The following is a 13,053-nucleotide window of genomic DNA, read 5'->3' on the forward strand; positions in this document are numbered from 1 at the left end:
AATAACGATCGATGATATTGACGATCTATTTCCCCCCTGCCGGGCGCCTCTTCCCTGTATTCATGAAAAAGGGGCCTGTGGCCCCCTCTCGTTATCTGACGTTGGCACCTATCACAGGCTGGCGGCGATGCGCGCCCCCAGAGCGGCGTTGTTCAGCACCAGCTGGATGTTGGAAGCCAGGGAGTTGCCGCCGGTCAGCTCACACACCCTGGCCAGCAGGAAGGGAGTGGACTCCTTGCCCTTGACCCCCTGTTCATCCGCCTCACGCAGGGCTTGTGCGATGGCGGCATCGATGTCGGCCTTGGGCATGGCAAACTGGGCCGGGATGGGATTGGTCACCACGGCGCCACCAGCCAGCCCCAGCTCCCACTTGAGGCGCAGGGCCTCGGCAATGGCCGCCGGGGTATCGAGACGGTAATCCACCTTGAAGCCGCTCTCGCGGGTGTAGAAGGCGGGCAACTCCTCGGTTTGATAGCCGATGACCGGCACCCCCTGGGTCTCCAGATACTCCAGGGTCAGACCGATGTCGAGGATGGACTTGGCACCGGCGCACACCACGGCCACCGGGGTCTGGGCAAATTCCTGCAAGTCAGCGGAGATGTCGAAGGTCTCCTGGGCGCCGCGGTGGACGCCGCCGATGCCACCGGTGGCGAAGACACGAATGCCGGCCATGGCGGCGATGATCATGGTGGACGCCACCGTGGTCGCCCCCATCCCCTTGCTCGCCAGCACGAAAGGAATGTCGCGGCGGCTGCACTTGGTCACGGCATGGCCTGCCTTGCCCAGCGCCTCCAGCGCCCCCTCATCCAGACCCACCTTGAGGCGGCCATGCAGGATGGCGATGGTGGCCGGCACGGCGCCGTTGTCGCGCACCACCTGCTCCACCTGGCGCGCCGTCTCCACGTTCTGCGGATAGGGCATGCCATGGGAGATGATGGTGGACTCCAGGGCCACTACGGGTTTGCCAGCGGCCAGGGCGGCGGCGACTTCAGGTTGGATATCGAGGTAAGCGTTCAACATGGGTACTCCTCCAGCAAGCGTTCAACGGCGGCCTTGGAGAGGCCGGAAAAGACGGTATCGGGACAATTGACGGTGAGGGCGGCGCAACCGAGGGCGAAGCGAGTCGTTTCAGCCATGGTCTGCTCCTGCAACCAGGCGTGGGCCAGCCCTGCCATGAAGGCATCGCCACCGCCGGTCACGTTGACGACGGGGCTGCCGAGCACGGGCAGATGGCCCTGACTCTCCCCGTCGCTATAGAAGATCCCCTGATCACCCAGACTCAGGAACAGTCGCTGCACCCCGGCGCGGTGGAACCAGGCCGCCGCCATGGGCCAGGTGTCGGGCCCGGCGATGGTGAAACCGCACAGCTGTTCGGCCTCGCTGCGGTTGGGTTTGAGGGTGTGGATGCGATGCAGCCAGGGGCGGATCTTCTCCACCTTGGCCACGGAGACGGTGTCGACGAAGATGATGTGCTCCCCCTGACGCTCGAACAGCCAGTCCAGGGTGTGAGTCGCAAGGTTGGTGTCGAGCACCCAGAGCCGGGCTGCTCCCAGGAAGCCGCCGAGGGGGGCCAGTCTTGCGGGTGTCAGCTCGTCGATGATCCCCATGTCGTTGACGGCGCAGCTCATCTCGCCGCTGCCATCGTGCAGGCTGAGGTAGCAGGAGGTCGACTGACCCTCCAGCACCAGCACCTGGCGCACGTCGACACCGGCGCGCTGGCTCACCTCCAGCAGGTGGTGGCCGTACTGATCGTTGCCCACCGCGGTCAGCAGGCGGGTATCGGTGCCAAGCCGCGCCAGGTTCTCGGCGATGTTGCGTCCCACCCCGCCGGCGGAGGTACTCACCCGACCCGGGTTGGAATCCCCGATGCGCAAGTTGTCGTGGCTGCTGCCGCAGATATCCATGTTGGCTCCGCCGATCACCACGGCGTAGGGTCCCTCGCGCAGCACATAGCCGCGCCCCTGCACATAGCCCTGGCGCATCAGGCTGGAGATATGACTCGCCAGCGCCGAGCGGCTGATGCCGAGCCTGTCCGCCAGATCCTGCTGGGCAATCATGGGATCCTGGCGCAGCAGGGCGAGGATCTCTTGTTCACGCTCCGTCATAGACAAACATCCAATTGCAAACGTTTGTCTATTATTCTCCGCAAAGGTTTTCCTGCCAGGGTTTTGTGCAAAAAATGTCGCCTGCGCCACAGAAAATCGCCGGGCATGGGCCCGGCGATCGAAAAAAGATTTTCATTTGGTTCTGGTTAATCGAGCAGTACCCATACCGCCTCATCGGCCAGCATCACGGGCCAGGTCGTCACGCTCAGGGCGGGATCATCCAGACAGCGACCATCGACCAGGGCGTAGCGCTGTTTGTAGAGAGGGGAGGCAACCACGGGCTCACCGCCGCAATCTCCCACCAACCCGCGGCCCAGCACCGCCACCCCGGCCCGGGGATCCACGGCATCCAGCGCATAGACTCGCTCCCCGAGCCGGAACAGGGCCAACGCCCGCCCCTTCAACCAGGCGCTGCGCCCCGCCTGCACCGGCAGGGCCGAGAGGGCGCACACCCGCAACCATTCACCGTGCTCGCAAGACAGCATGTTTTCCTTGAATGCATTCATCGCCTCTCCTCCCTGTGGATGACGGATTCGAATCCGGGCTCTTGGCTCATATCACCTCCTTGATGCCGATGTCCGGCACCCACTGCCCCCGCTCCTGCCTGCGAGGAGGGGTCTCGTCCTCGGGCCGGTTGACGAAGGCCTCGAACAGCTTCAGCTTGTCCGGATCCGCCAGGGTGCTCTTCCACTCGCACTGCCAGCTGCCGACGATCTCCGTCATCATCGCCTCCAATTCGGCCCCGATGCCGAGTTTGTCCTCGATGATGACCGACTTCAGGTAGTCGAGCCCCCCTTCCATTCCCTCCATCCAGACCGAGGTGCGTTGCAGGCGATCACCGGTGCGCACATAGAACATCAGCAGCCGGTCGATGTAGCGGATCAGGGTCGGCTCGTCGAGATCGGTGGCGAAGAGGTCGGCGTGGCGGGGCCGCATGCCGCCATTGCCGCACACATAGAGGTTCCAGCCCCGTTCGGTGGCGATGACGCCGATGTCCTTGCTCTGAGCCTCGGCACACTCCCGGGTGCAGCCGGAGACGGCGAACTTCAGCTTGTGGGGAGCCCGCAGCCCCTTGTAACGATTCTCCAGGGTCTGGGTCAGGGTCATGGAGTCCTGCACCCCATAGCGGCACCAGGTCGACCCCACACAGGACTTCACGGTACGCACCGACTTGCCGTAGGCCTGACCGGTCTCAAACCCCGCCGCCACCAGCTCGCCCCAGATGGCAGGTAACTGATCGACCCGGGCACCGAACAGATCGATGCGCTGGCCACCGGTGATCTTGGTATAGAGGCCGTACTTGCGTGCCACCTCGCCGATGGTGATGAGCCCCTGGGGGGTGATCTCTCCCCCCGGGATGCGCGGCACCACCGAGTAGGTACCATCCTTTTGCAGGTTGGCGAGGAAGGCATCATTGGTATCTTGCAAGGCGCGATGGGGCTTCTCCAGCACGTGCTCGTTCCACAGCGACGCCAGAATGGAGGCCACTGTCGGCCGGCAGATGTCGCACCCCAGCCCCTGGCCGTGTTTGTCGCGCAGCGCCTCGAAGCTCTTCAGCTCGCCGACCCGGGCCAGGTGGTAGAGCTCCTGGCGGCTGTGGGCAAAGTGTTCGCACAATCCCTTGTCCGCCTCGACCCCGATTTCGGCCAGAGTCTGCTCCACCACCTGCTTGAGCAGGTTGCTGCAACCGCCGCAGCCCGTGCCCGCCTTGGTGCAGCTCTTCACTGCGCTCAACTCGTGATTGCCCGCCTTGACCGCCGCCACCACGGCCCCCTTGCTGACGTTGTGGCAGGAGCAGAGGATGGCGCTGTCCGGCAGCACCATGGGGGCCGGCGTACCGCCACTCTCCCCCACCAGCAGGGAGAGGGGTGGCTGGGGCAGCGCCATGCCATTCTGGTAGTACTGCAGCAGCCGCTCATAGTCCGCCCCCTCCCCCACCAGGATGGCACCGAGCAGTTTCTCCCCTTCCCCATCGGTCACCAGCTTCTTGTAGATGCCGTTGACCCTGTCCAGCAGCAGCAGCTCCTGGGCGCCTGGGGTGCTGGCGTGGGCATCGCCGATGGAGCCTACGTCCACCCCCATCAACTTGAGCTTGGTGGACATGTCGGCCCCCGCGAAGCGGGTCTCGCCACCGCACAGGCTGGCCACGGCGGCGCGCGCCATCTGGTAGCCCGGGGCCACCAGCCCGAAGATGCGCCCCTGCCAGAGCGCGCACTCGCCGATGGCCAGGATGGCAGGATCCGAGCTGTGGCAGCCGTCATCGATGCAGATACCGCCACGCTCGCCAATGCTCAGCCCGGCCTGGCGAGCCAGGCTGTCGGCGGGACGAATGCCGGCGGAGAAGAGCAGCACGTCGGTCTCCAGATGAGATCCATCCTTGAAGCAGAGGCGATGGCGAGCCTGCTCCCCGTCTTCAATGCACTCGGTGGCCTTCTCCACCAGCACCTCGACCCCGAGGGCCCGGATCTTGTCCCGCAGCACGGCGCCGCCGCTCTCGTCGAGCTGTACCGGCATCAGGCGCGGGGCGAACTCCACCACCTGGGTATCGAGGCCGAGCAGGCGCAAGGCATTGGCCGCCTCCAGCCCGAGCAGGCCGCCCCCGATGACCACGCCGCTCCTGGCCCCGGCGCAGGCATCCCGGATGGCAGCAAGATCGCCCAGGGTGCGGTAGACGAAACACCCCTCCCGCCCATGGCCGGGGATGGGCGGTACGAAGGGGACGGAGCCGGTCGCCAGCACCAGACGGTCGTAGCCCAATCGCTCGCCGCTGGCGAGAGTGAGAATGCGGGCATCCCTGTCCAGCACCTCCACCTCGGCCCCCAGCCGCAGCGCGATGCCCTGCTCTTCATACCAGACGGGATCGGCCATGCGCAGCGCCTCGGGCGCCTTGCCACCGAATACCTCCGACAGGTGCACCCTGTCATAGGCGGGATCCGGCTCGGCGCCGAGCACAATCACGTCAAACTGCTTCAGTCCACCGGCCGCCACCAGCTGCTCGACGAAATGATGGCCAACCATGCCATTGCCAATCACCAGCAACCGCTGTTTTTCAACCTTCTCGGGCGATGTTACGAAGTGATGATCCATCTCATCATTCATGCCATTACCAGTCACCAGCGACTTTTGCTTGCCAATCGTCTCGGGGGATCCGGAAACGTCGCCGCCCCTCAGATCCGGATCATTGCCCACCGACATGCTCTGTTTGTTATCCATCTCTCTCTTCCTTGAATCCGATAGGGGCTCAGGCACGCTGCTTGCCGCGCACTGGCTGATCGACGGCCTTGAGGGGCGTCACCTTGCGCTGCTTCTCGTAGAGGAAGCGCAGCACCTGCTGGCGCAGTCTGTGGTAATGCGCGTCATCCGCCAGGGCGACCCTGTCCCTGGGCCTTGGCAGATCCACCGCCAGGATCTCTCCGACGGTGGCGGCCGGGCCATTGGTCATCATGACGATGCGATCCGACAGCAACACCGCCTCGTCCACGTCATGGGTGATCATGATGACGGTGTTGTTGAGCTCCGCCTGGATGACCATGAGCGCGTCCTGCAGATGGGCCCGGGTCAGGGCATCGAGGGCACCGAACGGCTCGTCCATCAGCAATACCTTGGGGGAGAGCGACAGGGCGCGGGCGATGCCGACCCGCTGCTTCATCCCCCCGGACAATTCGTGGGGCATCTTGTGGCTGGCGTGATCCATCTGCACCAGGGAGAGGTAGTAGTCGACCCTGTCCGCCACGGCCCGTTTATCCGGCTCCACCTGACTGGCGGCCAGCGCCACGTTCTGCTGCACGCTGAGCCAGGGCAGCAGGGCATGGTTCTGGAATACCATGGCCCGCTCCGGCCCCGGCCCCACCACTTCGCGCCCGTCCAGAATGATGCCCCCCGTGGTCGGCTCCAGGAGCCCGGCCACCAGGTTGAGCACCGTACTCTTGCCGCAGCCCGAGTGGCCGATGAGGGAGACAAACTCCCCCCGCTCGATACGCAGGTTGACCCGGCTGAGGGCATCGAAGCGCCCCTTGTCGGTGTCGAACCACATGCCCACATCGCTAATTTGCAGATAACTCTTCATTGGCACTTCTCCTGCCTGAATGTGTGTCCCGTTCCAACGCCACCTCACCCTCTACCGGCATCGCGTTGCGATGCCGCGGGGGTGACGGGCTCGCTTAGCGCAATACCTGGCGCTTGTCCCAGGAGAGCCACTGCTGCAGGGCCAGCATGCCCCTGTCCAGGGCGCAGCCGATGAGCCCTATGGTGATCACCGCCACCATGATGCGGGCCAACGACGAGGCGCCTCCGCTCTGGAACTCGTCCCAGACGAACTTGCCTAGCCCCGGGTTCTGGGCCAGCATCTCCGCCGCGATCAGCACCATCCAGGCCACCCCGAGGGAGAGCCGCAGACCGGTGAAGATCATGGGAAGGGCGCCGGGCAGCACGATGCGGCGCACATGGGTCACAAACGACAGTTGCAGCACCCGGCTGACGTTGTGCAGATCCCTGTCCAGCCCCGCCACCCCGACGGCGGTGTTGATCAGGGTCGGCCAGAGGGAGCAGAGGGTGACCGTCAGCGCCGAGGTGAGAAATGACTTCGCAAGCCAGGGCGTCGGGCTGGCGTAGAGCGCGCTCACCACCAGGGTGATGAGGGGCAGCCAGGCCAGAGGCGATACCGGCTTGAGCAGCTGAATGACCGGGTTGGCGGCGCGATAGAGCCCCTGATTCATGCCGAGCAGCACCCCGCACGGGATGGCGATCAGGGTCGCGAGCCCGAAACCGCACAGCACGGTGAGCAGGCTGGTGGCGATCTGGTCGAAGAAGGTGGGACGCCCGGTATAGGGACGCAGCGTCACCTTCGCCGCCGGATCCTCGGCCAGCAGCTCGGCATTGCGCACCTTCTGGCGCTCGAGGAAGGCATCCGCCTTCTCCCGTTCCGCCAGGTGATCCTGCCCCAGGGCCCAGAATTGGCTGGCGGTCGCAAGCGGCCCCGGCAGGGCTCCCAGACTGGTCTGTACCTGGCTTGCCCCCCACTGCCAGAGGCCGAGAAACAGCAGCACACCGAGCAGGGGCTGCACCAGGGGAGTCAATATCTGTTGCCATCTGTATCCTTGCATCATGGGCTCCTTGCTCATTGCACCCGCTCATCGCCCTTGAGGCCGATGGCGAACTGTTGCAGATAGGCATTCGGGTGACGGCCGTCGTAGATGAGGCCATCGATGAAGCCATCCTGGGGACCCCGATAACCCTGCTCGCTGGCAAAATCGGGGAAATCCTGCGCCTTGAACTTGCCCTCGGCGATCAGTTCTTCGGCCGCCTGACGGTAGATCTCCGGGCGATAGACGGCCTTCGCCACCTGCTCGAACCAGGTATCAGGCTGCGCCTCGGGGATCTGGCCCCAGCGCCGCATCTGGGTCAGATACCAGATGGCGTCCGAGTAGTAGGGATAGGTGGCGTGATGACGAAAGAAGACGTTGAAATCCGGCAGCTGGCGCACATCCCCCTTGCCATATTCGAAGGTGCCGGTCATGGAGTTGGCGATCACCCCCTCATCCGCCCCCACGTATTCCGGTTTCGCCAGCAGTTTGGCCGCTTCGCGCCGGTTGGCATTCTGTTCGGCATCCAGCCACCAGGCCGCCCGCAGCAACGCCTTCACCAAGCGGATATGGCTGTTGGGATGATGTTCCGCCCACTGACGGGTGACCCCAAACACCTTCTCCGGATTGTTGCGCCAGATCTCGAGATCGGTGATGACGGGCACCCCTATCCCCTTGGCCACCGCCTGCTGGTTCCAGGGCTCTCCCACGCTGTAACCGGCGATGGTGCCCGCCTCCAGGGTCGCGGGCATCTGGGGCGGCGGGGTGACCGACAGCAGCACATCGGCCTGACGCTGGCCCGAGTTGTCCCCCTGCAAGGGGGCATAGAAGCCGGGGTTCAGCCCACCGGCTGCCAGCCAGTATCTGAGTTCGTAGTTGTGGGGGGAGACGGGAAACACCATCCCCATGTTGAACGGCTTGCCCGCCTGCCGATATTGCTCCACCACGGGCTTGAGGGTGGCGGCACTGACCGGCGCCGGCACCTGGCCCGCCACCGCTTTGGGCAGCTGGGTGGCCATGGCGGCCCACACCGGATTGGCGACCGTGATGGCATTGCCGTTGAGATCCATGGCAAAGGCCGTCACCAGCTCGGCCTTGGTGCCGATGCCGATGTGAGCCGCTAGGGGCTGGCCCGCCAGCATCTGGGCGCCGTCCAGCTCGCCATCGATCACCCTGTCCAGCAGGATCTTCCAGTTCGCCTGAGCCTCCAGGGTGACGTAGAGCCCCTCGTCCTCGAAGTAGCCGCGCTCATAGGCCACCGCGAGCGGCGCCATGTCGGTCAGCTTGATGAAGCCGAGCCGGATCTCCTCCTGCTCGGGTGCCCCCACCTTCGCCAGCACCGGCAGCGACAGCATCGCCAACAACAGGCCCGCGCATCCTTGTCTCTTGTTCATTCGATTCCCTCGCTCGGTTCACTGTTCCGGGCGATCGCAATGGGGCCTCGTTGCCGCACGGCGACCAAAAAAAAGCCCCACCGATCCGGGATCGGTGAGGCTTCTTTGCCCTGCTGCGGAGGAGGGGAACTGACCCATCCCCCGCTTGTTTGTTCACAGTCTCAGTGATTCATTTTTCATGCCAATCTGCTTGATGCCCAGCGGGCACGGGGTTTCTCGTTATGATGGCGCCTCTCCTCCCCTATTTGCGCCTTGTTGAGGCAAGCTTGCACCAAAGTGGCGTTTGCTGCCCCCATTCAACCGGGCAACGCCAGCAGCAGTTGCCGGGCCAGCTCCCCCAGGCTCAGATGGCGGCTCATGGCGGTGCTGCGCATCAGTCGATAAGCCTGCTCCTCGTCCAGCCCCTGATGACGCATCAGCCGTCCCTTGGCCTGCTCGATCAGGCGCCGCTCCACCAGCTTCTGGCGCAGTTCACTCTCGGTCCGGGCCAGCGCCTGCACCACGGCCAGCTGGCTGCGAGCTAGGCGCAGCCACTGCTCCACCGGCTCGCGTTCGCCGCAGCCGTGGGGTACCAGCAGCACCCCTTGCTGCAGCAGCGACATCTGTTGCTCGCTCCCGATCCGCTCGCAAAACAGCAGCCGGGGCAGCCCGATCCGAAGGGAGAGGCCGAGCCTCACTTCGGCCTCGAAACGACGACTGCTGATGAGCAGAGCATCCCCCTCTACATCCGGGCTCAGCAACTGGCGAGTGTCGAGGATCCTGGGCTGATGGCCATAGTGGCTGACCAGCAGGGCCAGGCGATTGGCCTGGCCCGGATCATCGGCGTGGATCAGCAGGCAGGAAGGGGGGCCGGTGCGGCTCCCCGTGGACATTGTGGTCATGGCGCTCCTTGCCAATGGCGATTGCATTCCGTTTCGCCAAAAAGACGCAACATGAGAGCCAACTGTTTGAATCTACCCCTTTTTTATTCCTCCAGAGGTAGTGGAGGTAGAGGGCCTGCCGGCCGCTCAGGCGACCCGTTCCATGGCCTGTCCCAGCAGACTGTCCAGCTCGGACCGCAGGCGTACCACCTCCCCCATCATGATGAGCACCGGGCTCTGGCCGAGCAGAGACTCAGCCGCCTGCGCCAGGGCGTCCAGCCGGGTCTCCACCACTTGCTGCCGGGGGCTGCACCCGGCCACCACCAGGGCCACCGGCAGATCAGGGAGGGCGCCGGCCGCCAGCAATCCCCGGCGGATCCTGTCCGCCCGCTCCAGTCCCATGTAGAACACCAGGGTATGGCCGCTGCGTGCCAGCGCCTGCCAGCCCTGATAGTCTTCCTCCTCCATCAGGTGGCCGGTGATCAGGGTCAGCGAACGGGCCACCCCCCTGTGGGTCAAGGGAATGGCGGCACTGGCGGCGCAGCCCAGGGCGGCCGTGATGCCGGGCACCAGTTCGGCTTGGATGCCGTGACGGGCCAGGTGCAGCGCTTCTTCTCCGCCACGACCAAACACCAGGGGATCCCCCCCCTTGAGTCGCACCACCCGCTTGCCGGTACGGGCCAGCGCCAACAGCAGGGCATTGATCTGACTCTGGCTCGGGCTCGGCTCACCACAGCGCTTGCCCACGTCGAAACGGGCGGCCCCCTTGGGAATGCAGGCCAGGATCTCTTCGCCCACCAGGCGGTCGTAGACCACCACCTCGGCGGCCTCGATGCGCCGCAAGGCGCGCAAGGTCAGCAGCTCCACAGGGCCGGGGCCGGCCCCCACCAGGCTGATATGGCTCATCTCACTCTCCTCGTGTTGATAGCCGCCCTCAGGCGGAGGCGATGTAAACGTGTTTGATCAGCAGCTTGTCGATTTCAGGCAGGCAGGTGCCGCAGTTGCTGCCACAGCCAAGCAGGGCTTGCAGCCCCGCCAGCTCGCTCACCCCCTGCCGGGTGATGGCATCGACGATGCGTTGCTCCGACACCCGCAGGCAGGAGCAGACCAGTCGGCTCTCCCCCAGCAGGGCCGTGCTCAGGGTCTGACTCAGCGCCCCCCCTTGCAGGGGGGTCCCCAGCAGACTGGCCAGCAGTTCGGTTTTCAGATCCGGGTACTTCTCCCCCACCACCAACAAGCCAACGATGCGCCCCTGCTGGAGCGCCACCGCGCACCAGCCCTGGGCCAGGGGTAACCTCAGCCAGTGGCCAGCCTGGGCCAGCCGTTGCCAGAGTGCCTCCTGGGGCTCAGACCAGGAGGCCAGCAGGGTGCAATGCCCCTCTGGCAGGGGGCGACTGGCCCACCAGTCCATCGGTTCACGCCATGGCTGCGAACCAATCCAGAGCCCCTGCCAACGGGTCGGCTGGGGCTCCACCCATACCCGCCCCTGTTTGAACATGGGCTGGCCAGAGAGCGGATCCACCACGGCGGGGAGGAGGCGGTTGACCGCCCCCTGGCTGCACTGGCTGTCGGTCCAGTGCATGGGCAGGAAGGCTTCCCCCTCCCGCAGCCCCTCATCCAGCCCGACTCGCAGCCGCGCCTCTCCCGATGCGTTGTGCAGCCGCACCAGATCCCCCTCCTTGAGTCCCAGCGCCAGCAGGCTGGCCGCCCCCATCCTCACCCTGGGCCAGGGCTCGGCCTCCTGCAGGCGGGGCACGTGGCCGGTACGGGTCATGGTGTGCCACTGATCCCGCAGCCGCCCCGAGTTGAGCAGCAAAGAGAGTGCCCCCCCTTGCGGCAAGGCCGTCAGGGCCACGGATGAGGGGAACTGCTGGTGCAGTGGCAACAATCTGGCCCGCCCATCCGCCGTGGCGAAGCGGCCATCCTCGAACAGGCGGGCACGCCCCTGCGGCCAGCGCTCGTTGATGGGCCAGCGAAGGGGGGTCAGCGCCTCAAACTCGGCCCGTGACAACTGCGCCAACCCGGAGATGTCGAATTGACGCTCCCCCCCGTTCTCGAAGCCGGAGAGCGCCGCATGCTCACAGAAGATCGCGTGTTCATGGTCGTAGGCAAACGCCGCACCGAAGCCGAGGCGGCGGGCGAGCTGGGTCAGCGCCCACCAGTCCTGCCTCGCCTCACCCGGCATGGGCAGGAAGGCGCGCTGGCGGCTGATGGTACGTTCGGAATTGGTGACGGTGCCGCCCTTCTCCCCCCAGGCGGCGGCAGGGAGCAGCAGATGGGCCAGCCGCGCCGTGTCGGTGTTGGCCGTCACCTCGGAGACCACCAGCAGCTCGCAGCTGGCCAGGGCCTCCCGCACCCGGTTGCCGTCGGGCAGAGAGACGGCCGGGTTGGTGCCGAGCACCCAGAGCGCGCGGATCTCCCCCCTGTGTACGGCCTCGAGCAACTCGACCGCCTTGTAACCCGGCCCCCGCACTATGGTCGGACTCTGCCAGAAGCGTTGCACCCGATCGCACTCGACTTCTGTGAATCCCATGTGGGCCGCCAGCTGGGTCGCCAATCCCCCCACCTCGCGCCCGCCCATGGCATTGGGTTGGCCCGTCATGGAGAAGGGCGCCGCCCCCGGTTTGCCGATGCGCCCGCACAGCAGGTGTGCATTGATGATGGCATTGGCCTTGTCCACCCCCTGATTGGACTGATTGATCCCCTGGCAAAACAGGGTGACGGTGCGCGGGGTGCGTGCAAACAGGCGATAGAAACCGAGCAGATCGCCGAGGGAGAGATCGCAACTCCTGGCGACCGCCTCCAGCTGCCACTCGGGGGAGTCCAGTTCGGCCGCCAATTCTGCAAAGCCGCTGACGTGACGCGCCACGTACTCCTTGTCCCAGCCATCGTGGTCTAGCAGGTAACGACAGAGCCCGTTCCAGAGCGCCACATCGCTGCCGGGTTTGAGCGGCAGGTGCAGATCTCCCTGCTCCGCCGTCATGGTGCGGCGCGGATCCAGCACCACCAGCTTGAGTTCTGGTCGCCGCACCCTGGCCTGTTGCAGGCGGCGAAACAGCACGGGATGGGTCCAGGCGGTATTGGCCCCGGTGAGGATCACCAGATCCGCCAACTCCAGATCCTCATAACAGGCGGGCACCAGATCCTCGCCGAAGGCCCGCTGGTGGGCCACCACCGCGGATGACATGCAGAGCCGGGAGTTGGTGTCCACATGGGCGCTGCCGATAAACCCCTTCATCAACTTGTTGGCGACGTAGTAATCCTCCGTGGTGAGCTGACCCGACAGATAGATGCCGATGGCATCTGGCCCGGATTCCGCGAGGATCCGGGTCAGACGCTCGGCGAGGGTATCGAGCGCCTCGTCCCAGCTGACCCGCTTGCCCTGCCAGCGCGGGTAGAGCAGGCGGTCAGGAAAATCCAGACTCTCCAAGAGGCTGGCCCCCTTGACGCACAGGGCACCGCCATTGGCGGGGTGCTGCTCGTCCCCCGTCAATTGCCATCCTTCTCCCTCCCGGTTCAACCGGATGCCGCATCCCACTCCACAGTAGGCACAGGTGGTTTTCATTCCCTTGCTCCTTGTCACCGGGCTGCCCGGCTGCCGCCTCACCGTGCC

General features: G+C 65.4%; 10 protein-coding genes. All 10 read right to left on the reverse strand.

Features of this window, described 5'->3' with window-relative positions; all coding sequences use genetic code 11:
* Positions 1-111 precede the first annotated feature (111 nt).
* On the reverse strand, positions 112-1,020 hold the full coding sequence (locus tag VZC39_RS15810; RefSeq protein ID WP_434663785.1) for a pseudouridine-5'-phosphate glycosidase: 909 nt from the start codon (positions 1,018-1,020) through the stop codon (positions 112-114).
* The gene (locus VZC39_RS15815) at positions 1,014-2,105 is read right to left on the reverse strand and encodes a PfkB family carbohydrate kinase (protein ID WP_349919297.1); all 1,092 of its coding nucleotides are present in this window, start codon (positions 2,103-2,105) and stop codon (positions 1,014-1,016) included. The genes VZC39_RS15810 and VZC39_RS15815 overlap by 7 nt, the downstream gene beginning before the upstream one ends.
* Before the next feature lie 146 nt (positions 2,106-2,251).
* On the reverse strand, positions 2,252-2,611 hold the full coding sequence (gene nirD / locus VZC39_RS15820; RefSeq protein WP_434663787.1) for a nitrite reductase small subunit NirD: 360 nt from the start codon (positions 2,609-2,611) through the stop codon (positions 2,252-2,254).
* A 46-nt stretch (positions 2,612-2,657) separates the two neighbouring features.
* Positions 2,658-5,192 (reverse strand): nitrite reductase large subunit NirB, encoded by a 2,535-nt coding sequence (gene nirB / locus VZC39_RS15825; protein ID WP_434668490.1) that lies wholly within the window; start codon positions 5,190-5,192, stop codon positions 2,658-2,660.
* A 154-nt stretch (positions 5,193-5,346) separates the two neighbouring features.
* A complete protein-coding gene (locus tag VZC39_RS15830; RefSeq protein ID WP_434663789.1) occupies positions 5,347-6,171 on the reverse strand; it encodes an ABC transporter ATP-binding protein in 825 nt (274 codons plus the stop codon).
* Positions 6,172-6,265: 94 nt separating this feature from the next.
* Positions 6,266-7,207: an ABC transporter permease gene (locus tag VZC39_RS15835; protein WP_434663791.1), complete on the reverse strand. Its 942-nt coding sequence runs from the start codon at positions 7,205-7,207 to the stop codon at positions 6,266-6,268.
* 14 nt (positions 7,208-7,221) lie between these two features.
* Positions 7,222-8,580, reverse strand: a complete 1,359-nt coding sequence (locus VZC39_RS15840) for a CmpA/NrtA family ABC transporter substrate-binding protein (RefSeq protein ID WP_434663794.1) — start codon at positions 8,578-8,580, stop codon at positions 7,222-7,224.
* Between the two features lie 296 nt (positions 8,581-8,876).
* A complete protein-coding gene (locus tag VZC39_RS15845) occupies positions 8,877-9,461 on the reverse strand; it encodes an ANTAR domain-containing response regulator (RefSeq protein ID WP_434663797.1) in 585 nt (194 codons plus the stop codon).
* A gap of 126 nt (positions 9,462-9,587) precedes the next feature.
* The gene (gene cobA / locus VZC39_RS15850) at positions 9,588-10,346 is read right to left on the reverse strand and encodes a uroporphyrinogen-III C-methyltransferase (protein ID WP_434663798.1); all 759 of its coding nucleotides are present in this window, start codon (positions 10,344-10,346) and stop codon (positions 9,588-9,590) included.
* A 28-nt stretch (positions 10,347-10,374) separates the two neighbouring features.
* Positions 10,375-13,005 carry a nitrate reductase gene (locus VZC39_RS15855; RefSeq protein ID WP_434663801.1) on the reverse strand — a complete coding sequence of 877 codons (2,631 nt, stop codon included), beginning with the start codon at positions 13,003-13,005 and terminating at the stop codon, positions 10,375-10,377.
* Positions 13,006-13,053 lie beyond the last annotated feature (48 nt).

The organism is Aeromonas sp. NJAU223, assembly GCF_051125555.1.
GTDB classification, from domain to species: domain Bacteria; phylum Pseudomonadota; class Gammaproteobacteria; order Enterobacterales; family Aeromonadaceae; genus Aeromonas; species Aeromonas veronii_G.

Excerpts from the sequence above, each read along its gene's own strand:
- VZC39_RS15810 (WP_434663785.1), bottom strand. The coding sequence starts at position 1,020 with ATGTTGAACGCTTACCTCGATATCCAACCTGAAGTCGCCGCCGCCCTG.
- VZC39_RS15815 (WP_349919297.1), bottom strand. The coding sequence starts at position 2,105 with ATGACGGAGCGTGAACAAGAGATCCTCGCCCTGCTGCGCCAGGATCCC.
- nirD (WP_434663787.1), bottom strand. The coding sequence starts at position 2,611 with ATGAATGCATTCAAGGAAAACATGCTGTCTTGCGAGCACGGTGAATGG.
- nirB (WP_434668490.1), bottom strand. The coding sequence starts at position 5,192 with ATGGATCATCACTTCGTAACATCGCCCGAGAAGGTTGAAAAACAGCGG.
- VZC39_RS15830 (WP_434663789.1), bottom strand. The coding sequence starts at position 6,171 with ATGAAGAGTTATCTGCAAATTAGCGATGTGGGCATGTGGTTCGACACC.
- VZC39_RS15835 (WP_434663791.1), bottom strand. The coding sequence starts at position 7,207 with ATGCAAGGATACAGATGGCAACAGATATTGACTCCCCTGGTGCAGCCC.
- VZC39_RS15840 (WP_434663794.1), bottom strand. The coding sequence starts at position 8,580 with ATGAACAAGAGACAAGGATGCGCGGGCCTGTTGTTGGCGATGCTGTCG.
- VZC39_RS15845 (WP_434663797.1), bottom strand. The coding sequence starts at position 9,461 with ATGACCACAATGTCCACGGGGAGCCGCACCGGCCCCCCTTCCTGCCTG.
- cobA (WP_434663798.1), bottom strand. The coding sequence starts at position 10,346 with ATGAGCCATATCAGCCTGGTGGGGGCCGGCCCCGGCCCTGTGGAGCTG.
- VZC39_RS15855 (WP_434663801.1), bottom strand. The coding sequence starts at position 13,005 with ATGAAAACCACCTGTGCCTACTGTGGAGTGGGATGCGGCATCCGGTTG.